The sequence below is a fragment of the Mycobacterium sp. M23085 genome (assembly GCF_045343915.1).
Taxonomy (GTDB): Bacteria; Actinomycetota; Actinomycetes; order Mycobacteriales; family Mycobacteriaceae; genus Mycobacterium.
The window spans coordinates 1,542,345-1,566,778 of sequence record NZ_CP174280.1 but is presented as its reverse complement, the minus strand read 5'-3'; the positions used below and the strand labels follow the sequence as shown (position 1 = coordinate 1,566,778).

The window sequence follows — 24,434 nt, the reverse complement described above, 5'->3', positions numbered from 1 at the left end:
CGATGAGCAGCCGGTACGGTGATTCCACCCGCAGCCTCAAAGCCATTGACACTCAGGCTATTTCGGGACAGCCGGTGGCACCTCAGGCGGTGCTCGCGGCCACCTATCATCTGTCCGGCGACGAGAGCGATGCGCCGGACAGCTACGGCCGCAGCTCCAATCCGACCTGGCGGCAACTGGAGTCCGCACTCGCAGCGCTGGAAGGAGCCGCCGGCGCGCGGGTGTTCGGCTCGGGCATGGCGGCCATCAGCGCGGTGCTGCACGCACTGGTGACACCCGGAGCTACGGTGCTGGTGCCGGCCGACGGCTACTACCAGGTGCGCCGCTACGCCCGCGAAGACCTGGCGCGCGGGGGTGTCACCGTCATCGAGGCGTCGAGTGCGCAGATCTATGACGCCGCCGCGCACGCCGATGTGGTGCTGGCCGAAACGCCCACCAACCCGGCGCTGGACGTGATCGATCTACACAAGCTGGCCACCATCTGCCGGGGCCACCACGCGCGCCTGATCGTCGACAACACCGCCGCGACGCCCCTGGGCCAGCAGCCGTTGTCGTTGGGCGCCGATGCGGTGGTGGCCAGTGCGACCAAAGTCCTGTCGGGTCACGGCGACCTGCTGGCCGGCTACGTCGCCGGTAACCAGCCCGAGTTGCTCGCCGCGGTGGAGCGACACCGGCTGCTCGCGGGTGCGATCCTGGGCGGGTTCGAGGCGTGGCTTCTGTTGCGCAGCATGGCAACTGCGGGGTTGCGCTTCGAACGGCAATGCCAGAATGCCCGGGCGGTGGCGAGCATGCTGGCCCGCCACCCGGCGGTGCGGTCGGTGCGCTATCCCGGATTGGCCGACGACCCGGCGCACCCGGTGGCCATGGCGCAGATGCGCCGATTCGGCGCGCTCGTTTCGCTCGAATTGGCCGACGCGGCCGCGGTGCACGCGCTGGTGGAGCGCAGTGAACTGCTGATCGCCTCCACCAGTTTCGGGGGCCTGCACACCTCGGTGGACCGTCGGGCGCGCTGGGGAGATCCGGTCGCCGACGGATTCGCGCGCCTCTCACTGGGTATCGAGGACACCGACGACCTGCTCGCCGACATCGAACGCGCGCTGATGCGCGCCCGCTGACGCGACATTCGTCGGCTCGACAACACCGAAATTGGTCCGCGCCGCCCGAGCGGCTCTATCGTTGGCCTTATGACCCAGACGGCCGACCGGTGCGAGCACGCATCGCCGTGGTCGCCGCGCGAGGCCGAAATCTTGGCCGTGACCCTGGGGCTGCTGCAGGAACACGGCTACGACCAGCTGACGGTGGACGCGGTGGCCAACGCCGCCCGCGCCAGCAAGGCCACGGTGTACCGGCGCTGGCCGTCCAAAGCCGAACTGGTGCTGGCCGCCTTCATCGAAGGCGTCCGCCACGTGGCCGTCCCGCCGAACACCGGCACCTTGCGCGGCGACCTGCTGAGCCTGGGGGAGACGATCTGCCAGCAGGGCGGACGGCACGCCAGCACCATCCGCGCGGTGATGGTCGAGGTGTCTCGCCACCCCGCACTGAACGAGGCCATGCAGCATCAGTTCCTGAACCAGCGCAAGGCCACGATCCAACATGTGCTGCGTCAGGCCGTCGAGCGGGGCGAGATCAGCGAAGGTGCCATCCCCGACGAGCTCTGGGATCTGTTGCCGGGCTACCTCATCTTCCGGTGCATTGTCCCCGACCGGCCGCCCACCCGTCGCACCGTGCAAGCGCTTGTCGATGGGTTCATCATCCCCGGCCTGACCAAGAACACCGGATAACGGTGCAGCCCGTCCGGGCGAGGCCTCGAAGGCAATACCCGGGTACCGCGCCCCTGGTGCAGTACGGTCCCGTACCGTACTGTAATGGCTGTCGATCATGCTTATGATGTTTGGCGGTCGCGCTCACCCCGAACGTGACGCTGTCGCCTGATCTTCGAAAGGCTAACGGGTGAAAGGCTTTTCGATAATCTCCCTGATCAGGCGGTGGTGGACGGTGCTGGTGGTCATCGTGGTGGTGGCGGTCGCCGGATTCTGCGTGTATCGACTGCACGGGATTTTCGGCTCCCACAACAACACGTCGGCCGCCGGCGGCATCTCGGAGCAGACCGAACCGTTCAATCCCAAGCGGATCACCCTGGAGGTTTTCGGCGACCCGGGGGCGGTGGCGACCATCAACTATGTGGACATCAATGTGCAGCCGCGGCAAGTGTTGGACGCTTCCCTGCCGTGGTCGCTGACCATGGTGACGACACAGCCCGGGGCGTTCAGCAATCTTGTGGCGCAGGGCAATAGCGATTCCCTTGGCTGTCGCATCACGGTGGACGGTGAGGTCAAGGATGAAAGGATCGTCAACGAAGTGAACGCCTATACCTTCTGCCTGGTGAAGTCCGCATGAGCGACGATCACGCCGCGAGGTCTGCTGTGGCGCACAACATTCGCCGGTTTTCGGTGCCGATCCTGCTGTTGTGGGTAGCTCTGGCCGCCGTCTCGAACATCTTCCTACCGAATTTGGAGGACGTGGCCAAAGCGCACAACGTGTCCCTGAATACCCCCGACGCGCCCTCTTTTCTGGCGATGAAACACATCGGCAAGGTATTTCGCGAATTCGATTCCGACAGTGCGGCCATGATCGTCTTGGAAGGAGATAAGCCGCTGGGCGATGATGCCCACCGGTTCTACGACGCTTTGGTTCGTAAGCTCGAGCGCGACCATAAGCATGTGGAGCATGTCCAGGATTTCTGGGGTGATCCGCTGACCGCGGCGGGATCACAGAGCAAAGATGGCAAGGCCGCCTACGTTCAGGTGTATCTCGCCGGCAATCAGGGCGATGCGCTGGCGAACGAGTCCGTCGACGCAGTCCGCCAGATCGTGGCCCATACGCCCGCACCGCCCGGGGTGAAGGCGTACGTGACCGGCGCGGCGCCGCTGGTCACGGATCAGTTCGAGGTGGGCAGCAAAGGCATCTTCAAGGTCACCGTGATCACGGTGCTGGTGATCTTGGGGATGTTGCTGTGGGTTTACCGTGCCGTCACGGCGGTCTTCGTGCTGGTCACCGTCATCGTTGAAATGGCCGCGGCCAGGGGCGTGGTCGCGTTTCTGGGAAACGCCGGCTTCATCGGGCTGTCGACGTACGCGACGAATCTGCTCACGCTGCTGGTCATCGCCGCCGGCACCGATTACGCGATCTTTTTCGTCGGTCGCTACCACGAGGCGCGGCTCGACGGGCAGGACCGCGAAACCGCCTTCCACACCATGTATCGCAGTACCACCCATGTGGTGTTGGGGTCAGGGTTGACCGTGGCCGGCGCGGTGCTCTGCCTGCGCTTCACCAGGCTGAATTATTTTCAAAGTCTGGGCATTCCCGCCGCAATAGGTATCGGCGTCGCATTACTGGCCGCGCTCACCTTGGCCCCGGCCCTGATTACGCTGGGCAGTCTTTTCGGGCTGTTCGACCCCAAGCGCCAGCTGGCAACACGGGGCTGGCGCCGCATCGGCACCGCGATCGTGCGCTGGCCCGGGCCCGTCCTGGTGGTGGCCACCGGGGTCGCCCTCATCGGCCTGCTCGCGTTGCCCGGATACAAGACGAGTTATGACGCTCGCACGTACATGCCGGCCAGCGCCCCGGCCAACACCGGGTACGCGGCCGCGGAACGGCATTTCTCGCAGGCCCGGCTCAATCCCGAACTGCTGATGATCGAAACCGATCACGATATGCGCAACCCGGCCGACATGATCAACTTGGAGAGGGTGGCAAAAGCTATCGCACACCTGCCCGGCATCGCCCAGGTCCAGTCGATGACCAGGCCGTTGGGAACCCCGATTGAGCACACCTCACTGGCTTTTCAGATCAGCGCGGGCAGCATCGGCAATATCGAGAACCTGCACTACCAGAAGGAGCGGGCGCAGGATTTGCTGAAGCAGGCCGACAATCTGAAAGACACGATCGGCATTCTGAACCAGCAATACGGCCTGCAGAAGCAGCTCGCCGCCTCCACCCACGACGAGACCCAAAGCTTCCACGACACGATCGCCATCATCAACGATCTGCGGGATAAGATCGCCAATTTCGACGATTTCTTCAGGCCCGTTCGCAGCTACTTCTATTGGGAGAAGCACTGTTTCGACATTCCGGCCTGCTTTGCGTTCCGATCCGTCTTCGACGCGCTCGACGGCATCGACCAACTCAGCGCGCAGTTTGAGAAGCTCACCGCGAGCTTGGACAAGTTGGATGCCGGCCAGCAGAAGCTGGTGACCCTGCTGCCACCTCAGATCGCCGACCAGGAGAAAAATCTGGGCCTCACGCTGTCCAACTACGCCACGAACTTCGGGATCAACGCTCAGACGCAGGCCAATACCGACACCGCGACGGCCCTCGGGCAGGCCTACGACGCCGCCAAGAATGACGATTCCTTTTACCTGCCGCCCGAGGCTTTCAACAACCCCGAATTCAAAAGGGGATTGAAGTTGTTCCTCTCGCCGGACGGTAAGGCGGCACGGATGATCATCTCCCATGAGGGTGATCCCGCCACCCCCGAAGGTATCGCGCACATCGAGCCGATCAGAGAAGCGGCCAAACAGGCCGTGAAGAACACCCCCCTGGGGGATTCCAACATTTATCTCGCCGGCACTGCCGCCACCTATAAGGACATAGCAGACGGCGCCAAATACGACCTCATGATCGCCGGAATTGCCGCGCTGAGCCTGATTCTGCTCATCATGGTGATCATCACCCGAAGCCTGGTCGCCGCGATCGTCATCGTGGGCACCGTCGCGCTTTCGCTGGGCGCCTCTTTCGGCATTTCCGTGCTGGTCTGGCAATACATCCTGGGCATCAAGCTGTATTGGATCTGCTTGGCGCTGTCCGTCATCATCCTTTTGGCGGTGGGAAGCGACTACAACTTGTTGCTGATCTCCCGGTTCAAGGAGGAGATTCACGCCGGGTTGAACACGGGCATCATTCGCGCCATGGCCGGCAGCGGGGCGGTGGTGACCTCCGCCGGCCTGGTGTTCGCCTTCACCATGGCGTCCTTCGGGTTCGCCTCCTTGCTGGTGCTGGGTCAAATCGGGACCACGATCGCCCTGGGGCTGCTGTTCGACACGCTGATCGTGCGTTCCTTCATGACGCCGTCCGTCGCCGCGCTACTGGGGCGGTGGTTCTGGTGGCCACAACGCGTGCGTCCCCGCCCGGCCAGCACCATGCTTCGCCCGTACGGGCCGCGTCCCGCGGTTCGCCAACTGCTGCTCTGGGAAGACGGCGATCCGGCGGTAATGTCGCAATCACCGTCCCGCAACCGCACCCGTGCGTAACGGGAAGCCGGACAGGCGACGTTTGCCGGACGAACGTCGCCGTCGCCACGTGCCGCTCACCTGCGGTTCTCCGGCGCCACATGGTCGTGTCCCACAAAGGGGTGAATGAAGTTGGGGCTGTTTGGTTATCTGGCGATGCTCGCCGGGGTCGCTGAATTGGTGTTCGCCACCTTCGTTTTCATTTATGTGACACGGCTACTGAAGCGACCCCGCACCCCGGTAAGCGAAGAAGTCGGGAGTGCGAAGAAGGTCTTGGATAAAGTGCGCAAAGGCGAGCCCATGTCGAAGGAAGAACTGGATTACGCCGCGCAGATCATCGCCGATCGTAGATCCCCGATGGCTTACTCGATCCCGGCCGCCGTTTTCACCATCGGATGCTTCTATTTCTTCAGCATTCTTGAACTGCATGGGACCACTTCCCTTCGAATGTATATCGGGCTGGGCCCTATGTTGGGATCCATAAACCTCACCCTTCAGCTGCTCAGAATTGCTGCCTTGAAAAGGCGTCTGCCAAGCACCGCATGACACGGTTGGCGCGGCCGCGGCGCGCGGGTGGCCTACTGCGAGCGCTGCATCCGTTGGATGGTTGTGGTCGACTCAGGCAAGCTGGAAGGTGATACCCCGACACTGGCAACGAGGCAGCGCATGGCCCCTGAAGAAGACGGCGACAACTCGGGCGAAACCAGTGCCGAAGTCACGGCAGCGTTGTCGGACGACGCCGTTGACGAGCTGGACGAGCTGACTCGGACCAACGCACCAGCCGTGGAATTGGGAATCGAAGGAGCGCCACCCGGCTCGGCCCTGTTGATCGTCAAGCGCGGCCCCAGCGCTGGGGCTCGGTTCCTGCTGGATCGCGACCTCACCTCTGCCGGCCGCCATCCCGACAGCGACATCTTCCTCGACGACATCACGGTCAGCCGACGCCACGCCGAGTTTCGGCGTGAACACGGCGAATTCCGCGTTGACGATGCCGGCAGTCTCAATGGCACCTACGTCAACCGGCAAGTCGTGGATTCGGCCGTGCTGGCTAACCATGACGAGATCCAGATCGGCAGGTTTCGTCTGGTGTTCTTAACCCCGCCCATAACGGACTGACGGCGCCGACGGCATCGAAAGCTATTGCAGCCGAATATGTCTCGAGGGAGTCGCCGCTAGGTCAGCGCAGCATGGTGGCGACGATCCCGGCGAGGTACCCCAGCCGGGCGACCTCCGAGGGCCGGAATTCGGGGCCGGGACGGCCGAGCACCACCGCGGTATGCGGGTCGCCCAACGGCGCCGCGACCATCGTCACGTCCATATCGCGCCACGCCTTGGGCACCCACTCGGCGCTGCTGTCCAGCGTCGCCGCCTGCTCGATCGGCAGCCAGGGAGCCGAGTCGGCCTTGGTCTCCGGCGCGCCCGGACTGCCGGCCAGGCGCTGGAGCTCGCCGTCGGCACTGCGCAGCACCGTGCACCAGCTGACGCGTAGCACCTTGGGCGCCTCGTTGGCCAGCACCTGAAGGCGAGCCGCCTTGCCGTTGGCCGCGGCGACGTGGTCGAGCAACTCCAGCTCGCGATGCGCCTCCAGCAGACCGGTGTGCGGGCGCACGCTGTCCACCCGGACGCCGGACAGGGACTCGGCGGCGGTGATCAGCGTGTCCGGCATCGCCCCCGGCGGCAATTCGATCACCAGGTCGTCGGTCGCGTAACCCGCGCTGCGGTCCACGACGTCGAGCGACAAAATGTCGGCTCCCACCGAACCGAGCGCCACCGCCAGCGAACCCAGGCTGCCTGGCCGGTCGACCAGCTCGATGCGCAACAGATAGGACGGCACGGCCAACACTGTCGCATAAGGATGCGTCCACGGCATTTCGGCTCCAGCCGGTCCGGGCCACGTCTGCCGATCGCACGCTCGCGGCTAGGCTTTGCAGTCGTGTCCCAGATCTCCCGCGACGAGGTAGCGCACCTGGCCCGGCTGTCCCGGCTGGCGTTGACCGACAGCGAGCTCGACAGCTTCGCCGGCCAGCTCGACGCCATCCTGACCCACGTCAGCCAGGTGCAGGCGGTCGACGTCACCGGCGTCGAAGCGACCGGCAATCCCCTGAAGGCCGTCAACGTCACCCGGCCGGACGAGCCGACACCGTGCCTGACCCAGGCCGAGGCGCTGGCCGAGGCGCCCGCGGCCGTCGATGGCCGCTTCGCGGTCCCGCAGATTTTGGGGGACAGCGAGTGAACGAGATCATCCGGTCCGACGCCGCCACGCTGGCCGCCCGGATCGCCGCCAAAGAGGTGTCCTCGGTCGAGGTCACCCGGGCGTGCCTGGACCAGATCGAGGCGACCGACCGCCGCTACCACGCCTTCCTGCACGTGGCCGCCGACGAGGCGCTGGCGGCAGCGGCGGTCGTTGACGAGGCGGTGGCCGCCGGCGAACGGTTGCCGTCGCCGCTGGCCGGGGTCCCGCTGGCGCTCAAGGACGTCTTCACCACCGTCGACATGCCCACCACCTGCGGATCCAAGATCCTCGAGGGCTGGCGTTCGCCGTACGACGCCACCGTCACCTCGCGGTTGCGCGCCGCGGGGATCCCGATCCTGGGCAAGACCAATATGGACGAGTTCGCGATGGGCAGCTCGACCGAGAACTCCGCCTACGGCCCCACCCGTAACCCGTGGGACCTCGACCGGGTGCCCGGCGGCTCCGGGGGCGGCAGCGCGGCCGCACTGGCCGCGTTCCAGGCGCCCCTGGCGATCGGGTCCGACACCGGCGGCTCGATCCGGCAGCCCGCCGCGCTGACCGCGACGGTCGGCGTCAAGCCCACCTACGGCACGGTGTCGCGCTACGGCCTGGTGGCGTGCGCGTCCTCGCTGGATCAGGGCGGCCCGTGCGCGCGCACGGTGCTGGACACCGCGCTGCTGCACCAGGTGATCGCCGGCCACGACCACCGCGACTCCACCTCCGTGGACGCCGAGGTGCCCGACGTCGTCGCCGCGGCCAAGGCCGGTGCGGCCGGTGACCTCAAGGGCGTGCGCGTCGGAGTCGTCAAGCAGCTGCGCGGCGAGGGCTACCAGCCCGGCGTGCTGAGCGCTTTCGAGGCCGCCGTCGGGCAGCTGACCGCGCTGGGCGCCGAGGTGAGCGAGGTCGACTGCCCACACTTCGAGTACGCGCTGGCCGCCTACTACCTGATCCTGCCGTCGGAGGTGTCGAGCAACCTCGCCCGCTTCGACGCGATGCGCTATGGGCTGCGGGTCGGCGACGACGGCAGCCACAGCGCCGAGGAAGTGATGGCGATGACCCGGGCCGCCGGCTTCGGGCCGGAGGTCAAGCGACGCATCATGATCGGCACCTACGCGCTGTCGGCCGGTTACTACGACGCGTATTACAACCAGGCCCAGAAGGTACGCACCTTGATCGCCCGCGACCTGGACGAGGCCTATCGCACGGTGGACGTGGTGGTGTCTCCCGCGACCCCCACCACGGCATTCCGGCTGGGCGAGAAGGTCGACGACCCACTGGCGATGTATCTGTTCGACCTGTGCACGCTGCCGCTGAATCTGGCCGGCCACTGCGGCATGTCGGTGCCCGCCGGTCTGTCGCCCGACGACGACCTGCCGGTCGGGCTGCAGATCATGGCGCCGGCACTGGCCGACGACCGGCTCTACCGGGTCGGCGCCGCATACGAGGCGGCGCGCGGCCCGCTACCGTCGGCGCCCACCGTAGGGTAGTGGCGATCGCGAGCGCGGCGCGGCCGGGCGACGCGGGTCGCCACCGTACAGACTGTCGCCGGCTAATCGCGCCATAACGCCGCCACCCCAGGCAAGATGAAGGGATGCGGATCGGTGTGCTCACCGGAGGCGGCGACTGCCCCGGGCTCAACGCGGTCATTCGGGCAGTGGTGCGAACATGCGACTCCCGATACGGCTCGTCGGTCGTTGGATTCCAGGACGGCTGGCGCGGACTGCTCGAGAACCGGCGCATCCAGCTGCACAACGACGACCGCAACGACCGCCTGCTGGCCAAGGGTGGCACCATGCTGGGCACCGCCCGCGTGCACCCCGACAAACTGCGGGCCGGGCTGAGCCAGATCAAGCAGACCCTCGACGACAACGGGATCGACGTCTTGATCCCCATCGGTGGGGAAGGCACCCTGACGGCCGCGCATTGGCTCTCGGAGGAGAATGTGCCCGTGGTTGGCGTGCCGAAGACCATCGACAACGACATCGACTGCACTGACGTGACTTTCGGCCACGACACCGCGCTGACCGTCGCCACCGACGCCATCGACCGGCTGCACAGCACCGCCGAATCGCACCAGCGGGTGATGCTGGTAGAGGTGATGGGTCGGCACGCCGGCTGGATCGCGCTGAACGCGGGCCTGGCTTCGGGCGCGCACATGACGCTGATCCCCGAGCAGCCCTTCGATGTGGAAGAGGTCTGCCGGCTGGTCAAAAGGCGTTTCCAGCGCGGAGATTCGCACTTCATCTGTGTAGTAGCCGAGGGCGCCAAGCCCATCCCAGGATCGATTGCGTTGCGGGAAGGCGGGATTGACGAATTCGGCCACGAGAAGTTCACCGGGGTGGCCGCCCAGCTCGGCGCCGAAGTGGAAAAGCGGATCAACAAAGACGTCCGGGTGACCGTGCTGGGACACGTCCAGCGGGGCGGCACCCCGACGGCTTACGACCGGGTGCTGGCCACCCGGTTCGGTGTGAACGCGGCCGACGCCGCACACGCGGGGGAATACGGCCAGATGGTGTCGCTGCGCGGGCAGGACATCGGCCGGGTGCCGCTGGCCGATGCAGTGCGCCAGCTCAAGCTGGTGCCGGAAAGCCGCTACGACGACGCCGCCGCGTTCTTCGGCTAGCCGTTCTGGGCGGGCAAACAACCGGTGGATCTGAGTTAACCGCGGCTTGAATTTGCCGGTGAATGATCCAGCTGGTTCGCTATTGCCCCGGTTTGATGGTTTCCGGACCGGCGCCTAAGGGTTATACCGGGAGTATGAGCAACCGCGGTGCGATTCGCGGAGTCGTTCAACAATCCGCTGTCGCGGCGGGATCCCCGGGCCCGCCACACCAGAAACCGGGTCCGCAGCAGTGGACCGCCGAGGGCGACCCCACAGCGGCCACCGTGCCGCAGTCCAACGGTCCGAGTCGGCACCTGGGCGCGCGGCCGCAACCTCGTCCGCCCGCGCCACCGCCGCCGCGGGTTCCACCACCGCCTCGTCCGGAGCCGATGCTGGGCGGGACCGCGCTGGACCGCTTCGACACGCCCGATACGGACGCCGCGGGGTTTAACTGGCGACAGCTGCTTCATCGCGTGACCGGTATCGAGCTCGGCCCTGGCAAAGACACGGCCTACGAAAACGAGTTGCGGCAACGCATCCGCGCGAGCGTCGGTGGCGCCTTTCCCATCGCCGTGCTCAACCTCAAGGGCGGGGTCGGCAAGACCGCCGTGGTGGAGGCGCTGGGATCGACATTCGCCGCCGTACGCGACGACCGGGTGCTTGCCCTCGATATCGACGCCGGCGACCTGGCGGAGCGCCACGGCCAGCGAAACTCGCACAGCATCGCCGACCTGGTGCACGGTAAACCTGCGCCACAGTACGAGGACATCCGCGGGCTCACCTATATGAACGGCTCCGGGCTGGAAGTGCTCGGGTTGCCGGACTCTGACTGGCGCCTGGAGCGCCACGACATGCTGCGCGCCTTTTCGATGCTGCGAAATCAGTATTCGGTGGTCTTGGTCGACTGCGTCAAAACGCTCAATTCCGCTGTGATGGACGCTGTGCTACCGGAATCACGGGCCCTGGTGGTGGTCACCAGCCCCGCCATCGACGCGGTGCGCAAGACGCGGACGACGCTGGAGTGGTTGTGCCACAACGGGTATCAATCACTGATGCAGTGGACCGTGCTGGCCGTAAACCACGTCGAGCCGGCCAAGGTGGACGGCGTGGCCGCCACGGAGCTCGACCGACTGTCCGCCCGCGTCGGCGCCACGGTGGTGCTGCCGTTCGATCGGCACGTGCACGATGGACGAAAGATCGCGCTGGACCGGTTGAGCAAGGAAAGCCGCCGGCGATACCTGGAGATGGCCGCGGTGCTCGCCGGTATGTTTCCGGGCCGGGGAGGACAGCACGACCCATTCCCGGTGGCGCGATCACCGCGCACCGGCTGATACAGACCCGCTTCGCCCGGCTCCGCCGCGCTCGCGATCACCACGGGGTTGACCGGTGGTGACCCGCTTCGCCCGGCTCCGCCGCGCTCGCGATCACCACTAGGATCGAGCGCATGAGTGTTGCCGCCAGCGCCGATCTGATGGACTACGACGACGTCATCGCGCGTTTCGATCCGGTTCTCGGCCTCGAGGTGCACGTGGAATTGTCCACCGTCACCAAGATGTTCTGCGGCTGCACCACCGCATTCGGCGCCGAACCCAACACCCAGGTGTGCCCGGTGTGCCTGGGCCTACCCGGCTCGCTGCCCGTGCTCAACCAGACCGCGGTCGAGTCGGCCATTCGCATCGGGCTGGCGCTGAACTGCGAGATCGTGCCCTGGTGCCGCTTCGCCCGGAAGAACTACTTCTACCCGGACCAGCCGAAGAACTACCAGATTTCGCAGTACGACGAGCCCATCGCCATCAACGGCTACCTGGAGGCGCCGCTGGATGACGGCACCACCTGGCGGGTCGAGATCGAGCGCGCGCACATGGAGGAAGACACCGGCAAGCTCACCCACATCGGCAGTGAAACGGGCCGCATCCACGGCGCCACGACATCGTTGATCGACTACAACCGCGCCGGCGTGCCGTTGATCGAAATCGTCACCAAGCCCATCGAGGGCGCCGGAGCCCGGGCGCCGCAGATCGCCCGCGCCTACGTGACGGCATTACGAGACTTGTTGCGCGCCTTGGGAGTATCCGACGTCCGGATGGACCAGGGCTCGATGCGTTGTGACGCCAACGTGTCGCTCAAGCCCATCGGTGCGACCGAGTTCGGTACCCGGACCGAGACCAAGAACGTCAACTCGCTGAAAAGCGTAGAGGTCGCGGTGCGCTACGAAATGCAGCGCCAAGCCGCCGTTCTGGCCTCCGGTGGCCGAATCATTCAGGAGACCCGGCACTTTCACGAGACCGGCGGTTACACGAGCCCGGGCCGCACCAAAGAAACGGCCGAGGACTACCGGTATTTCCCCGAGCCGGACCTCGAACCCGTCGCGCCCAGCCGCGAACTGGTCGAGCAGCTGCGCCAGAGCATTCCCGAGCTGCCGTGGTTGAGCCGCAAGCGCATTCAGGACGAGTGGGGGATCTCCGACGAGGTGATGCGTGACCTGGTGAACGCCGGGGCGATCGAACTGGTCACCGCGACCGTCGCGCACGGCGCGTCCAGCGAACAGGCCCGCGCCTGGTGGGGCAACTTCCTGATGCAGAAAGCCAACGAGGCCAACGTGGCCCTGGACGAGCTGGCCATCACACCCGCCCAGGTCGCCGCGGTGGTGGCGTTGATCGACGAGGGCAAGCTGTCCACCAAGCTGGCGCGTCAGGTCGTCGAGGGTGTGCTGGCCGGGGAAGGCGAGCCCGAAGAGGTGATGACCGCCCGCGGGCTGGCGCTGGTGCGCGACGACTCGGTGACCCAGGCCGCCGTCGACGAGGCGCTGGCGGCCAACCCGGATGTGGCGGAGAAGATTCGCGGGGGCAAGGTGGCCGCTGCCGGCGCGATCGTCGGCGCGGTGATGAAAGCAACCCGTGGCCAGGCCGACGCCGCCCGGGTGCGCGAACTGGTCCTGGCCGCCTGCGGTCAGGGCTAGCCACGCCCCACCGTCCGCCGCCGGGACGCGAGGGCCGTCAGCTCTTGTCGTCGCTGTTGCGCGGGAACCCGCCGCCCTGCGGGAAGAGCGGGAACACCACGTCGTCCAGCTTCTCGGCATCCCCGGCCGTCTTGTTAACGGTTGCGCCCCAGACGTTTCCATCCGGCGACATGCGGAGCGCCCAGGCATGCGCGTGGGTGTCCTTGCGGACGACGTCGGGTTCACCGGTGACGGCGCCGGTGGCCGGCGCCAGCCGGACCGCGACGGTCAGCTTGGTGTTGATCAGGTTGACCAGCACGGTGCCGTCCATCGCCGCGCATCCGGCCACGCCGGGCTTGTCCGGCCAGGTCCACACCGTGGACACGTCCGACGTTTTGGTGATGCGCTGCAACCGATCCGCCGTCGGAGTGCGGTCGGCGACATACAGCGAGCCGTCGACCGGATCGGTGCACAGGCCGCCGCCGGAACCCACCCCGGTCAGCGCCGTCGTCGGCGGCGCCTGACCCACCGTGGTTGGTTGCTCGATCCGCAGCACCTTGCCGGCCAGCGATTTGGGATCGGCGGCCAGCGCCGGGTTGCCCGCGTCGCCGGTCATCACGACCAGCGTGGTGGGGCTGGTGAAGATCAACGCTCCGGTGTTTCCGGTGGCGCCCTTGGGGATCCCGGTCAGGATGTCTTTGGGGATGTCGCCGTCGGCCACGCGGATCACCCGGTTATCGGTCGGCGTGCTGATGTAGGCGTACATCAGGCGGTCCTGCGTGTAGGTGGGGGACATGACGATGTCCATCAAGCCGCCGTCCCCGGACGGGTCCACCGGGATCACCGTCTTCACCTTCGGTTCGGCGCTGACGGAGATCTCTTTGACCGCGCCGGTGGTGCGCTCGGCGACGAGGGCGGTTTTGCTGTCCGGGCCCATGATCAGGCCGCTGGTGCTCTCCAGACAGCCCTGCATCACCCCAGGGGCGGGACACACCTTGGGAAACGGCGTGGGCGGCAGCGGCGGCGGTGGGGGAGGCGTCGAGCTGGGCTGCGGCTTCAGCTCGGGGGCGGTGGTAAACGGTTGCGATTGGGCGTCGTTGAAGCGTGCGCAGCCGCTCGTCACCAGCACGAGGACGCACAGCGCGGCGAACCCCCGCCGAACCACCCGCCCCGATCGCCCTAGTCGCATGACCGTCAGGCTACGGACATTGCCAGCGCCGCCGCCACACCCGTCCCCGTTATCCGACGCCGAAAACCCGATCACGGCCGCTTCGCACCGGGACGCGGCGCCGCTTCCGCCGGACCGGCGAATCTCTCGTCGCGGGGCCCCGGCACGGGCTCGCAGGCCGATTTGGAGCCGATCCGGGCGGGTTTGGCGGGCAAACCGCCGATTGCCAGGCGAAAGCGCCGCTCAAATCCCCAATTCAGGGCCGAATGCCCTTACCCTGACACCCGTGACCAGTCAACCGAATGACGCACATTGGCAACGGCCCGGCGAAGCTCCGGAGCCGACCCCGGGACGCCCCGCCACGGCGCGGCTGGTCGATCCCGAAGATGATCTGACGCCAGTCGGCTACCCCGGCGATTTCAACCCGTCGACCGGGACCACCACCGTCATTCCCTACGGCGCCGCGGTCGCCGGTTCCGGAGCCGGCGGCTACAACCTGCTGGAACAGCAGGAGCCGCTGCCGTACGTCCAGCCGCATTCTGCGGCCCGGCACGTGGCCGCCGAGTCCGCCGACATCGATGACGACGACGATGACCACCGCGGCCGGTTGCACGACGTCGGCCGGCGCGGCACCCAGCATCTGGGTTTGCTGCTGCTGCGGGTGGGGCTGGGTGTGGTGCTCGGCGCCCACGGGTTGCAGAAGTTGTTCGGCTGGTGGGGTGGCTCGGGCGTGACCGGGTTCAAGAACTCACTGTCCGACGTCGGCTACCAGCACGCGGACATCCTGGCCTACGTGAGCGCGGGCGGGGAGGCCGTCGCCGGAGTGCTGCTGATACTGGGGCTGTTCACCCCGCTGGCCGCGGCCGGTGCGCTGGCCTTCCTGATCAACGGCCTGCTGGCCAACGTCTCGGCACGCCCGCACACCCGCACCTTCTCGTTCTTCTTGCCCGAGGGGCACGAATACCAGATAACCCTGATCGTCATGGCCGTCGCGGTCGTGCTGTGCGGACCCGGCCGCTACGGCCTGGACGCGCGCCGCGGTTGGGCGCACCGGCCCTTCATCGGGTCGTTCGTCGCTCTGCTGGCCGGCATCGCGGCCGGTGTCGGGGTGTGGGTGGCCCTCAACGGCGTGAACCCGATCGGCTGACCGGCCGCTTCACTGATAAGGGTTGGGCACCCGCCCCGCGCTGGCCTCGGTCAGCTCCGGCAGCGTAGAGAACGTGACCGCCGGTAACCGCAGATCGGCGCCGCTCTTGAGGTGTGCGCGTCCCCATGAGCCGCGGTGAAAACGCAGCCCGTCGATCTCGTCCCAGCGCACCCGGCGGCTGCCCAGCAGCGTCCGAACGGTCACACCCTGCTCGTCGGCGACGGTGCGTAGCCGGCCGATCATCGCCGACAGCAGCACCGGCAGGATCAGCAGCACAAGCGCCGGCGGCCACAGCATCACCGGTATCAGCAATCCCAACGTCAAGAACCCGACGGCCAGATGCGCCATCGGCGACACCTTGATCACGACGGGCGCTGTGGAGGGTGTTTGCGGAGACGAACCGGTGGCCACCCCACCATCATTTCACCCCGCAGCCGGAAGGATGCCGCGAGCGCTCGCCCGCCGCCGCGCCCAGCCGACCGGCGACCGGGGCGTCGACGGTCACGGATTTGACTGCTGAGCTGTGCGAAGGCTACCGTCGGACGCTATGGATACCGCCGGAAAGCCCGGGATGCTCGTAGTACTTAGTCGGCGCGTTGGTGTCTGACTTGCCTTTGAGCATTTGAAGCAATCCAGCACCAGCGCGCAACCCTCGTGCAGCAGATGAGCTGTCGGGGGTTTTTTGTTGCCCCCAGCGAGATTCCCGAAAAGAATAAGGACCGAACGACAGTGAGCGCTCCCATCAGGCAGCACCCCTCCGCGACACCGGACGCTGCCGACATCGCCACAGACGCTGCCAAGCCCGCCGCCAAGTCTGCGGCCGGCAAGCCGAAACGTATTGGGCCCGAGCAACTTACCGGCGCACAGTCGGTGATCCGCTCGCTGGAAGAACTTGGCGTAGAGGTGATCTTCGGGATCCCGGGTGGCGCGGTGCTGCCGGTCTATGACCCGCTGTTCGACTCGAAGAAGCTGCGCCACGTGCTGGTGCGCCACGAGCAGGGCGCCGGCCACGCCGCCAGCGGTTACGCGCACGCCACCGGCAAGGTCGGCGTCTGCATGGCGACGTCGGGCCCCGGCGCCACCAACCTGGTGACCCCGCTGGCCGACGCCCAGATGGATTCGATACCCGTCGTCGCCATCACTGGCCAGGTCGGACGCTCGCTGATCGGCACCGATGCCTTCCAGGAAGCCGACATCTCGGGCATCACGATGCCGATCACCAAGCACAACTTTCTGGTCCGCTCGGGTAACGAGATCCCGCAGGTGCTCGCCGAGGCGTTCCACATCGCCGCCTCGGGCCGCCCCGGCGCGGTGCTCGTCGACATCCCCAAAGACGTGTTGCAGGGCCAGTGCACATTCAGCTGGCCCCCGCGGATGGATCTGCCCGGATACAAGCCGACCACCAAGCCGCACAGTCGGCAGATCCGGGAGGCCGCCAAGCTGATCGCGGCCGCCCGCAAGCCGGTGCTCTACGTGGGCGGCGGTGTCATCCGCGGTGATGCGACCGAGCAGCTGTACGAGCTGGCCGAGCTGACCGGCATCCCGGTGGTCACCACGCTGATGGCGCGCGGCGCGTTCCCGGACAGCCACCCGCAGCACATGGGCATGCCCGGCATGCACGGCACCGTCGCCGCCGTGGCGGCGCTGCAACGCAGCGACCTGCTGATCGCCCTGGGAACCCGCTTCGATGACCGGGTGACCGGGAAGCTGGACACCTTCGCCCCCGAAGCCAAGGTCATTCACGCCGACATCGACCCGGCCGAGATCGGCAAGAACCGCCACGCGGACGTGCCGATCGTCGGCGACGTCAAGGCCGTCATCATCGAGCTGCTCGAGTTGCTACGCGACGACGAGATCCCCGGCAAGCTGGACATGACCGAGTGGTGGGGCTACCTGAACGAAGTCAACTCCACCTACCCGCTCAGCTACGACCCGCAAAGCGATGGCAGCCTCGGCCCGGAATACGTCATCGAGAAGCTGGGTCAGATCGCCGGTCCGGACGCCCTGTACGTCGCCGGCGTCGGCCAGCACCAGATGTGGGCGGCCCAATTCATCTCGTATGAGAAGCCGCGCACCTGGCTGAACTCCGGCGGGCTGGGCACCATGGGGTTCGCCATCCCGGCGGCCATGGGCGCCAAGATGGCTCGTCCGGACGCCGAGGTGTGGGCGATCGACGGCGATGGCTGCTTCCAGATGACCAACCAGGAGCTGGCGACCTGCGCGATCGAAGGCGTGCCGATCAAGGTGGCGCTGATCAACAACGGCAACTTGGGCATGGTGCGCCAGTGGCAGACCTTGTTCTACCAAGAGCGCTACTCGCAGACCGATCTGGCCACGCACTCGCACCGCATCCCCGACTTCGTGAAGCTCGCGGAAGCGTTGGGCTGCGTCGGATTGCGTTGCGAGCGTGAAGAAGACGTCGAAGACGTGATCAATGCGGCGCGTGCGATCAACGACCGACCGGTGGTGATCGACTTCATCGTCGGCGCCGACGCGCAGGTGTGGCCGATGGTGGCCGCCGGCACCAGCAATGACGAGATTCAGGCGGCGCGCGGAATCCGCCCGCTGTTCGATGACGAGAGCGAAGGGCACGCCTGATGCACACGCACACCCTGTCGGTGTTGGTCGAGGACAAACCGGGCGTGCTCGCCCGGGTGGCGGCGCTGTTCTCGCGGCGCGGGTTCAACATCGAATCGCTGGCCGTCGGTGCCACCGAGCAGAAGGACATGTCGCGGATGACCATCGTGGTCTCCGCTGAGGAGACGCCGCTCGAGCAGATCACCAAGCAGCTCAACAAACTGATCAATGTCATCAAGATCGTCGAGCTCGACGAGGACAGCTCGGTGTCGCGGGAATTGGCGTTGATCAAGGTGCGCGCCGACGCGGGTATCCGCAGTCAGGTGATCGAGGCGGTGAACCTGTTCCGCGCCAAGGTGATTGACGTGTCGCCGGAGGCGTTGACGATCGAGGCGACCGGCGACCGCGGCAAGATCGAGGCGCTGCTGAGGGTTCTGGAACCCTTCGGTATCCGCGAAATCGTCCAATCCGGCGTGGTGTCGTTGGCTCGGGGTTCGCGCGGAATCGCCACGGCCAAGTAAGTTTTCAGCGCAAACAAGAAGGAGATAGTGAAGTGGCTAACCCGTCTGGGGAGACATTGCCGATGTTCTATGACGACGATGCGGACCTGACGATCATCCAGGGTCGCAAGGTCGGGGTCATCGGATACGGCAGCCAGGGGCACGCGCATTCGCTGAGTCTGCGCGACTCCGGCGTGCAGGTGAAGGTGGGCCTCAAGGAGGGCTCGAAGTCGCGGGCCAAGGTCGAAGAGCAGGGCCTCGAGGTCGACACCCCGGCCGAGGTCGCCAAGTGGGCCGACGTCATCATGCTGCTGGCACCCGACACCGCGCAGGCCGACATCTTCAAGAACGACATCGAGCCCAACCTCAAGGATGGCGACGCGTTGTTCTTCGGACACGGGCTCAACATTCACTTCGACCTGATCAAGCCGCCGGCCAACGTCACCGTCGCCATGGTGGCACCGAAGGGCCCGGGGCACTTGGTGCGTCGCCAGTTCGTCGACGGCAAGGGCGTGCCCGCCCTGATCGCCGTCGATCAGGACCCGACCGGTGACGGCGAGGCGCTGGCCCTGTCCTACGCCAAGGCGATCGGCGGCACCCGCGCCGGCGTCATCAAGACCACCTTCAAGGACGAGACCGAGACCGACCTGTTCGGTGAGCAGGCCGTGTTGTGCGGTGGCACAGAGGAATTGGTGAAGACCGGTTTCGATGTGATGGTCGAGGCGGGCTACCCGCCCGAGATGGCCTACTTCGAGGTGCTGCACGAGCTCAAGCTGATCGTCGACCTGATGTACGAGGGCGGCATCGCGCGGATGAACTACTCGGTCTCCGACACCGCGGAATTCGGCGGCTACCTTTCGGGTCCGCGCGTCATCGACGCCGGCACCAAGGAGCGGATGCGAGAGATCCTGCGCGACATCCAGAACGGCGACTTCACCAAGAAGCTGGTCGCCAACGTCGAGGGCGGCAACAAGCAACTCGAGCAGTTGCGCAAGGAGAACGCCGAGCACCCCATCGAGGTCACCGGCAAGAAGCTGCGCGACCTGATGAGCTGGGTGGACCGGCCGATCACCGAGACCGCCTAGGGTTTTCGCGCCGAGTTTCGTCGACACTGAAACTACGCACCCCCGTTGCGGCGTGTCGGGTGCGTGGTTTCAGTGTCGCGGCGCAGAACCCAGCCCGTCGGCGACGGCCACCACCCGGCGGGCCAGATGTTCTAGGGCCTTGCCGGTCGGCTCGTCGAATTCGTGAATGTTGTCGTGGGTGGTGACCAGGCTCGCCCCATAGGGGTTGCCGTCGACGAACTTGCACGGGTCGGTGTATCCCGGGGGCACGATGATGCCGCCGAAATGCATCAGCGTGATGTACAGCGAAAGCAGGGTGGTTTCCTGACCGCCGTGCACGGTGTTGGACGACGTGAAACCCGCGTACACCTTGTCCGCGAGCTTGCCCTGGGCCCACAACCCGCCCAGCGAATCGAGGAACGCGCGCAATTGCGCTGCCGGAGAGCCGAACCGGGTCGGCGAACCGAAGATCACCGCATCGGCCCAGACGATGTCGTCGCCGCTGGCTGCCGGAAGGTCTTTGGTGGCCTCATAGTTCGCCGTCCACGCCGGGTTGTGGGCGAACGCTGCCGGATCCTGTGTTTCGGCGACGTGCCTCAGGCGCACTTCGGCCCCCGCCGCCTCGGCCGCGGCGGCAACGCGCTGCGCCATCGTGGTGCCATGGCCGGTGGAGGAGTAGTAGATGATCGCGAGTTTCGTCACGGCGTCATCGTAGGCCGCAAATCCGGCATCGCGTCGATTCCGAATTCCCGGCGCAACAAGGTGCGCGCCGCGTAGTAGCCTGCCATGCCGTGCACACCGCCGCCGGGCGGTGTGGCCGCAGAACACAGATACACCTTGGGAATAGGTGTGCGCCAAGGGTTCAACCGCGGTGTCGGGCCCGTGATCGCCCGCCAGGCCGAGTTGCCGCCGATGCCGATGTCGCCGCCGACATAGTTGGCGTTGTGGTCGCACAGCCGGGCGGCCGGCACCGCGCGCGCCGCCACCACGACGTCGCGGAAACCCGGGGCGAACCGCTGGACCACCGCGGTGACCGCTTCGGTTGCGTCGACGGTGGACCCCGCCGGCACGTGGGCATAGGTCCAGAACGGCCGGCGACCGGCGGCGTCGATGCGGCCGGGGTCGGCGACATGCGGCGACGCGGCCAGCACCATGGGCCACTGCGCGTGACGGCCCGCGGCGATGTCGGCCTCGGCGCGAGCCATCTGCGCCCGGGTGCCGCCGAGATGCAGGGTGGGAGCCTGCCGCAGCCGGGAATCCGACCACGGGATCTCGTCGTTGAGCACGAAGTCGACCTTGGCCACCCCGGGGCCAAACGTGTAGCGCCGCAATGCTTTAGCGTAGCGAGCGGGCAGGGCTTCACCGTAGATCCGCAGCAGCGCGGTCGGGGCGGTGTCGAAGGCGACGACCCCGCCCGGGGGTTCGGTGACCTCCGTGGCCGCCGTCAGCTCGCCACCGTGGGCGCGTAGATCGGCGATCAGTGCGTCGGTGATCGCCTGGCTGCCGCCCACCGGGATCGGCCAGCCAACCGAGTGCGCGAGGGTGGCCAGCATCATCCCGGCGCCGGCCGCGGTCAGCGACGGCATCCGCGAAATGATATGCGCGGCAACGCCGGTGAACAGCGCGCGGGCATCCTCGCCGGCCAGCGTCCCCCACGCCGGGGTGCCTTGGGCCAGCATCCCCAGCCCCAGCCGCAGCGCTGAGGTCAGCGAGTTCGGCACCGACCGCTTGTCACCCAGCAGCAGGTCCACCACGTCGTCGGAACGCTCGACCAACGGACCGAGCAGCCGTCTGAAGGACGCGCCGCGTTCGAGTTCGGCGCAGGTCCGGTCCAGGTCGCGGTAGGCGATGGCGGCCGGGCGACCGGGCAGCGGGTTGGCATAGGAAATCTCCGGCACCGCCAGTTGCACGCCGCGCGCGGGCAGGTCGAATTCTTTGAAGAACGGGGATGCCAGCGCCAACGGGTGCACGGCGGAGCAGATGTCGTGCAAGACTCCGGCAGAATCTGGGTCGGGTGCGGTGCGCGCACCCCCGCCAAACGTCGGCTGAGCTTCCACGACCTGCACTTTCAGGCCGGCCCGAGCGCAGATCACGGCGGCCGTCAGCCCATTGGGTCCGCTGCCGACGATGGTGACGTCCACGCGTCAATTACAGCCGATAGGCTGGCCGGGTGAATCTGCCTGTTGTACTCATTGCCGACAAGCTCGCCCAATCCACTGTCGCCGCCCTCGGCGACCAGGTCGAGGTGCGCTGGGTAGACGGTCCCGATCGGGAGAAGCTGCTGGCGGCCGTGCCGGAGGCCGATGCGCTGCTGGTGCGTTCGGCCACCACCGTCGACGCCGAGGTGCTCGCAGCGGCGCCCAAGCTGAAGATCGTCGCCCGCGCCGGGGTAGGCCTGGACAACGTCGACGTCGACGCCGCCACCGAGCGCGGTGTGCTGGTGGTAAACGCGCCGACGTCGAACATCCACAGCGCCGCCGAGCACGCGCTGGCGCTGCTGTTGTCCGCGGCCCGGCAGATTCCGGCCGCCGACGCCTCGCTGCGCGAGCACACCTGGAAGCGGTCGTCCTTCTCCGGCACCGAGATCTTCGGCAAGACGGTCGGCGTTGTGGGCCTCGGCCGGATCGGGCAACTGGTCGCCCAGCGGCTCAGCGCCTTCGGCACCCACCTGATCGCCTACGACCCCTACGTGTCGCCGGCCCGGGCCGCGCAGCTGGGCATCGAACTGCTGAGCCTGGACGAACTGCTGAGCCGCGCCGACTTCATCTCGGTGCACCTGCCGAAGACGCCCGAAACCGCGGGCCTGATCGACAAGGACGCACTGGCGAAGACGAAGCCGGGCGTCATCATCGTCAACGCGGCCCGCGGCGGTCTGGTGGACGAGGCCGCGCTGGCCGACGCCGTGCGCAGTGGTCACGTGCGCGCGGCCGGGTTGGACGTCTTTTCCAAAGAGCCGTGCACCGACAGCCCACTGTTCGAGCTGCCGCAGGTGGTGGTCACGCCGCACCTGGGTGCATCGACCGAAGAGGCACAGGACCGGGCCGGCACCGACGTCGCCGCTAGCGTGAAACTCGCTCTGGCCGGGGAATTCGTTCCCGACGCGGTCAACGTCGGCGGCGGGGTGGTCAACGAGGAGGTGGCGCCCTGGCTGGACCTGGTGCGCAAGCTCGGGGTGCTGGCCGCCACGCTGTCCGACGCCCCGCCGGTGTCGTTGTCGGTGCAGGTGCGGGGTGAGCTTGCCTCCGAAGACATTGAGGTGCTTAAGCTTTCGGCGTTGCGTGGCTTGTTCTCAGCCGTCGTCGAGGGACCGGTAACCTTCGTCAACGCCCCCGCGCTGGCCGAAGAACGCGGCATCACCGCCGAGATCAGCACCGCAACCGAAAGCCCGAACCACCGCAGCGTGGTCGACGTCCGCGCGGTTGCGCACGACGGCACCGCCGTCAACGTCGCCGGCACCCTGTCCGGTCCGCAGCTGGTGGAGAAGATCGTGCAAATCAACGGCCGCAACTTCGATCTGCGCGCCCGCGGCACCAACTTGGTGATCAACTATGCCGACCAACCCGGCGCGCTCGGCAAGATCGGCACGCTGCTGGGATCGGCCGGGGTGAACATCCAGGCCGCGCAGCTGTCCGAGGATGCCGAGGGGCCGGGTGCGACCATCCTGCTGCGGCTGGACCGCGACGTGCCCGGCGACGTACGAGCCGAGATCGGCGCGGCCGTCGGCGCCAACAAGCTTGAGGTGGTTGATCTGTCGTGACCCGCGCCGGCGACGATGCAGTGGGGGTACCGCCCGCTTGCGGGGGACGAAGCGATGAGGAGGAGCGGCGCGGATGAAGCTGGCGGTGATCGAGGGCGACGGTATCGGGCCCGAAGTCGTTTCCGAGGCCATCAAAGTCCTGGACACGGTGCTGCCCGGGGTGGACAAGACCAGCTACGACCTGGGCGCGCGGCGCTACCACGCCACCGGTGAGCTACTGCCGGACTCGGTGGTCGATGAGCTGCGCGCGCACGACGCCATCCTGCTCGGCGCCATCGGTGATCCGTCGGTGCCCAGTGGCGTGCTGGAGCGAGGCCTGTTGCTGCGTCTGCGTTTCGAGCTGGACCACCACATCAACCTGCGGCCCGGGCGGCTGTATCCCGGAGTGAACAGTCCGCTGGCCGGTAACCCCGAGATCGACTTCGTGGTGGTGCGCGAGGGAACCGAGGGTCCCTACACCGGCACCGGCGGCGCCATCCGGGTGGGCACGCCGAACGAGGTCGCCACCGAGGTAAGCCAGAACACGGCTTTCGGGATACGCCGCGTGGTGGTCGACGCGTTCGAGCGGGCCCAGCGACGCCGAAAGCACTTGACACTGGTGCACAAAACCAACGTGCTGACGTTCGCGGGCAGGCTGTGGTCGCGCATCGTGGCCGAGGTCGGCCGAGACTATCCCGATGTCGAGGTGGCATATCAACACGTCGACGCCGCGACCATCTTCATGGTCACCGACCCCGGCCGCTTCGACGTCATCGTCACCGACAATTTGTTCGGTGACATCATCACCGACCTGTCAGCGGCGGTGTGCGGCGGAATTGGCTTGGCGGCCAGTGGAAATATCGACGGCACCCGGACCAATCCCTCGATGTTCGAGCCCGTCCACGGCAGCGCTCCCGACATCGCCGGTCAGGGCATCGCCGATCCGACCGCCGCCATCATGTCGGTGGCGCTGCTGCTCGCCCACGTCGGCGAAGACGCTGCCGCCGCGCGAGTGGACCGGGCCGTGGCGTCCCATCTGGCCAGTCGCCCGACCGGAAGGATATCCACCGCCGAAGTCGGCGAAAGGATCGCGTCCGGGCTCTAGTTTCCAGGCCGGGCGGTAGCAATCGCGTCGGCACCAGTGGCACCGCCGCCAGCGGGAACAATGCACATAACAGCCA

General features: G+C 67.0%; 22 protein-coding genes and 1 pseudogene. 18 read left to right on the top strand and 5 right to left on the bottom strand.

What is annotated here, in order from left to right; translation table 11 throughout:
* Nucleotides 1-2 precede the first annotated feature (2 nt).
* The 6 genes from ACIUM1_RS06895 to ACIUM1_RS06870 all read left to right on the top strand — a co-directional run bounded on the left by ACIUM1_RS06895 (nt 3) and on the right by ACIUM1_RS06870 (nt 6,404).
* Nucleotides 3-1,115 carry a cystathionine gamma-lyase gene (locus ACIUM1_RS06895; protein WP_406816474.1) on the top strand — a complete coding sequence of 371 codons (1,113 nt, stop codon included), beginning with the start codon at nt 3-5 and terminating at the stop codon, nt 1,113-1,115.
* A gap of 57 nt (nt 1,116-1,172) precedes the next feature.
* Nucleotides 1,173-1,781, top strand: a complete 609-nt coding sequence (locus tag ACIUM1_RS06890) for a TetR/AcrR family transcriptional regulator (protein WP_406817569.1) — start codon at nt 1,173-1,175, stop codon at nt 1,779-1,781.
* A gap of 169 nt (nt 1,782-1,950) precedes the next feature.
* On the top strand, nt 1,951-2,397 hold the full coding sequence (locus ACIUM1_RS06885; protein WP_406816473.1) for an MmpS family transport accessory protein: 447 nt from the start codon (nt 1,951-1,953) through the stop codon (nt 2,395-2,397).
* Nucleotides 2,394-5,309 (top strand): RND family transporter, encoded by a 2,916-nt coding sequence (locus ACIUM1_RS06880; RefSeq protein WP_406816472.1) that lies wholly within the window; start codon nt 2,394-2,396, stop codon nt 5,307-5,309. The genes ACIUM1_RS06885 and ACIUM1_RS06880 overlap by 4 nt, the downstream gene beginning before the upstream one ends.
* 111 nt (nt 5,310-5,420) lie before the next feature.
* Nucleotides 5,421-5,834: a hypothetical protein gene (locus ACIUM1_RS06875; protein ID WP_406817568.1), complete on the top strand. Its 414-nt coding sequence runs from the start codon at nt 5,421-5,423 to the stop codon at nt 5,832-5,834.
* Between the two features lie 120 nt (nt 5,835-5,954).
* A complete protein-coding gene (locus ACIUM1_RS06870; protein ID WP_406817567.1) occupies nt 5,955-6,404 on the top strand; it encodes an FHA domain-containing protein in 450 nt (149 codons plus the stop codon).
* A 61-nt stretch (nt 6,405-6,465) separates the two neighbouring features.
* Here the strand turns inward: ACIUM1_RS06870 and ACIUM1_RS06865 are convergent, their stop codons facing one another.
* Complete coding sequence (locus ACIUM1_RS06865; RefSeq protein ID WP_406817566.1) at nt 6,466-7,122, bottom strand: amino acid-binding protein; 657 nt, start codon at nt 7,120-7,122, stop codon at nt 6,466-6,468.
* Nucleotides 7,123-7,221: 99 nt separating this feature from the next.
* On the opposite strand from ACIUM1_RS06865, the gene gatC reads away from it, so the two are divergent.
* From gatC to gatB, 5 genes are all read left to right on the top strand, one after another.
* Nucleotides 7,222-7,521, top strand: a complete 300-nt coding sequence (gene gatC / locus ACIUM1_RS06860; RefSeq protein WP_406816471.1) for an Asp-tRNA(Asn)/Glu-tRNA(Gln) amidotransferase subunit GatC — start codon at nt 7,222-7,224, stop codon at nt 7,519-7,521.
* The gene (gene gatA, locus ACIUM1_RS06855) at nt 7,518-9,008 is read left to right on the top strand and encodes an Asp-tRNA(Asn)/Glu-tRNA(Gln) amidotransferase subunit GatA (RefSeq protein ID WP_406816470.1); all 1,491 of its coding nucleotides are present in this window, start codon (nt 7,518-7,520) and stop codon (nt 9,006-9,008) included. The genes gatC and gatA overlap by 4 nt, the downstream gene beginning before the upstream one ends.
* Nucleotides 9,009-9,112: 104 nt before the next feature.
* Nucleotides 9,113-10,144 (top strand): ATP-dependent 6-phosphofructokinase, encoded by a 1,032-nt coding sequence (locus tag ACIUM1_RS06850; protein ID WP_406816469.1) that lies wholly within the window; start codon nt 9,113-9,115, stop codon nt 10,142-10,144.
* A 134-nt stretch (nt 10,145-10,278) separates the two neighbouring features.
* The gene (locus ACIUM1_RS06845; RefSeq protein ID WP_406816468.1) at nt 10,279-11,454 is read left to right on the top strand and encodes a MinD/ParA family protein; all 1,176 of its coding nucleotides are present in this window, start codon (nt 10,279-10,281) and stop codon (nt 11,452-11,454) included.
* A gap of 113 nt (nt 11,455-11,567) precedes the next feature.
* Nucleotides 11,568-13,082 (top strand): Asp-tRNA(Asn)/Glu-tRNA(Gln) amidotransferase subunit GatB, encoded by a 1,515-nt coding sequence (gatB, locus tag ACIUM1_RS06840; protein WP_406816467.1) that lies wholly within the window; start codon nt 11,568-11,570, stop codon nt 13,080-13,082.
* Nucleotides 13,083-13,119: 37 nt separating this feature from the next.
* On the opposite strand, the gene ACIUM1_RS06835 is transcribed toward gatB, so the two are convergent.
* Nucleotides 13,120-14,250: a PQQ-dependent sugar dehydrogenase gene (locus ACIUM1_RS06835; protein WP_406816466.1), complete on the bottom strand. Its 1,131-nt coding sequence runs from the start codon at nt 14,248-14,250 to the stop codon at nt 13,120-13,122.
* Nucleotides 14,251-14,515: 265 nt separating this feature from the next.
* Between ACIUM1_RS06835 and ACIUM1_RS06830 the strand changes: the two genes are divergently transcribed.
* On the top strand, nt 14,516-15,376 hold the full coding sequence (locus ACIUM1_RS06830) for a DoxX family protein (protein ID WP_406816465.1): 861 nt from the start codon (nt 14,516-14,518) through the stop codon (nt 15,374-15,376).
* Between the two features lie 9 nt (nt 15,377-15,385).
* Here ACIUM1_RS06830 and ACIUM1_RS06825 read toward each other — a convergent pair whose 3' ends face one another.
* A complete protein-coding gene (locus tag ACIUM1_RS06825) occupies nt 15,386-15,724 on the bottom strand; it encodes a PH domain-containing protein (RefSeq protein ID WP_406817565.1) in 339 nt (112 codons plus the stop codon).
* Nucleotides 15,725-16,105: 381 nt separating this feature from the next.
* Here ACIUM1_RS06825 and ACIUM1_RS06820 point away from each other — a divergent pair, with 381 nt between their 5' ends.
* From ACIUM1_RS06820 to ilvC, 3 genes are all read left to right on the top strand, one after another.
* Nucleotides 16,106-17,974 (top strand): acetolactate synthase large subunit, encoded by a 1,869-nt coding sequence (locus ACIUM1_RS06820; protein ID WP_406816464.1) that lies wholly within the window; start codon nt 16,106-16,108, stop codon nt 17,972-17,974.
* On the top strand, nt 17,974-18,474 hold the full coding sequence (ilvN, locus tag ACIUM1_RS06815; RefSeq protein WP_406816463.1) for an acetolactate synthase small subunit: 501 nt from the start codon (nt 17,974-17,976) through the stop codon (nt 18,472-18,474). The genes ACIUM1_RS06820 and ilvN overlap by 1 nt, the downstream gene beginning before the upstream one ends.
* Before the next feature lie 62 nt (nt 18,475-18,536).
* A complete protein-coding gene (gene ilvC / locus ACIUM1_RS06810; RefSeq protein WP_406817564.1) occupies nt 18,537-19,538 on the top strand; it encodes a ketol-acid reductoisomerase in 1,002 nt (333 codons plus the stop codon).
* A gap of 69 nt (nt 19,539-19,607) precedes the next feature.
* Here ilvC and wrbA read toward each other — a convergent pair whose 3' ends face one another.
* Complete coding sequence (gene wrbA / locus ACIUM1_RS06805) at nt 19,608-20,219, bottom strand: NAD(P)H:quinone oxidoreductase (RefSeq protein ID WP_406816462.1); 612 nt, start codon at nt 20,217-20,219, stop codon at nt 19,608-19,610.
* Nucleotides 20,216-21,658 carry a phytoene desaturase family protein gene (locus tag ACIUM1_RS06800; protein WP_406816461.1) on the bottom strand — a complete coding sequence of 481 codons (1,443 nt, stop codon included), beginning with the start codon at nt 21,656-21,658 and terminating at the stop codon, nt 20,216-20,218. Before ACIUM1_RS06800 ends, wrbA begins: the two co-directional genes overlap by 4 nt.
* Nucleotides 21,659-21,687: 29 nt before the next feature.
* Between ACIUM1_RS06800 and serA the strand changes: the two genes are divergently transcribed.
* The 3 genes and pseudogenes from serA to ACIUM1_RS06785 all read left to right on the top strand — a co-directional run bounded on the left by serA (nt 21,688) and on the right by ACIUM1_RS06785 (nt 24,358).
* Nucleotides 21,688-23,274 carry a phosphoglycerate dehydrogenase gene (serA, locus tag ACIUM1_RS06795; protein WP_406816460.1) on the top strand — a complete coding sequence of 529 codons (1,587 nt, stop codon included), beginning with the start codon at nt 21,688-21,690 and terminating at the stop codon, nt 23,272-23,274.
* A 2-nt stretch (nt 23,275-23,276) separates the two neighbouring features.
* A pseudogene (locus tag ACIUM1_RS06790) lies at nt 23,277-23,351 on the top strand (16S rRNA (guanine(966)-N(2))-methyltransferase RsmD); the annotation flags it as partial.
* Complete coding sequence (locus ACIUM1_RS06785; RefSeq protein ID WP_406816459.1) at nt 23,348-24,358, top strand: 3-isopropylmalate dehydrogenase; 1,011 nt, start codon at nt 23,348-23,350, stop codon at nt 24,356-24,358. The pseudogene ACIUM1_RS06790 and the gene ACIUM1_RS06785, both read left to right, overlap by 4 nt.
* Nucleotides 24,359-24,434: the final 76 nt, after the last annotated feature.

Excerpts from the sequence above, each read along its gene's own strand:
- ACIUM1_RS06845 (WP_406816468.1), top strand. The coding sequence starts at position 10,279 with ATGAGCAACCGCGGTGCGATTCGCGGAGTCGTTCAACAATCCGCTGTC.
- ACIUM1_RS06850 (WP_406816469.1), top strand. The coding sequence starts at position 9,113 with ATGCGGATCGGTGTGCTCACCGGAGGCGGCGACTGCCCCGGGCTCAAC.
- ACIUM1_RS06825 (WP_406817565.1), bottom strand. The coding sequence starts at position 15,724 with ATGGCGCATCTGGCCGTCGGGTTCTTGACGTTGGGATTGCTGATACCG.
- gatB (WP_406816467.1), top strand. The coding sequence starts at position 11,568 with ATGAGTGTTGCCGCCAGCGCCGATCTGATGGACTACGACGACGTCATC.
- ilvC (WP_406817564.1), top strand. The coding sequence starts at position 18,537 with ATGTTCTATGACGACGATGCGGACCTGACGATCATCCAGGGTCGCAAG.
- ACIUM1_RS06785 (WP_406816459.1), top strand. The coding sequence starts at position 23,348 with ATGAAGCTGGCGGTGATCGAGGGCGACGGTATCGGGCCCGAAGTCGTT.
- ACIUM1_RS06870 (WP_406817567.1), top strand. The coding sequence starts at position 5,955 with ATGGCCCCTGAAGAAGACGGCGACAACTCGGGCGAAACCAGTGCCGAA.
- ACIUM1_RS06895 (WP_406816474.1), top strand. The coding sequence starts at position 3 with ATGAGCAGCCGGTACGGTGATTCCACCCGCAGCCTCAAAGCCATTGAC.
- ACIUM1_RS06835 (WP_406816466.1), bottom strand. The coding sequence starts at position 14,250 with ATGCGACTAGGGCGATCGGGGCGGGTGGTTCGGCGGGGGTTCGCCGCG.
- ilvN (WP_406816463.1), top strand. The coding sequence starts at position 17,974 with ATGCACACGCACACCCTGTCGGTGTTGGTCGAGGACAAACCGGGCGTG.
- ACIUM1_RS06880 (WP_406816472.1), top strand. The coding sequence starts at position 2,394 with ATGAGCGACGATCACGCCGCGAGGTCTGCTGTGGCGCACAACATTCGC.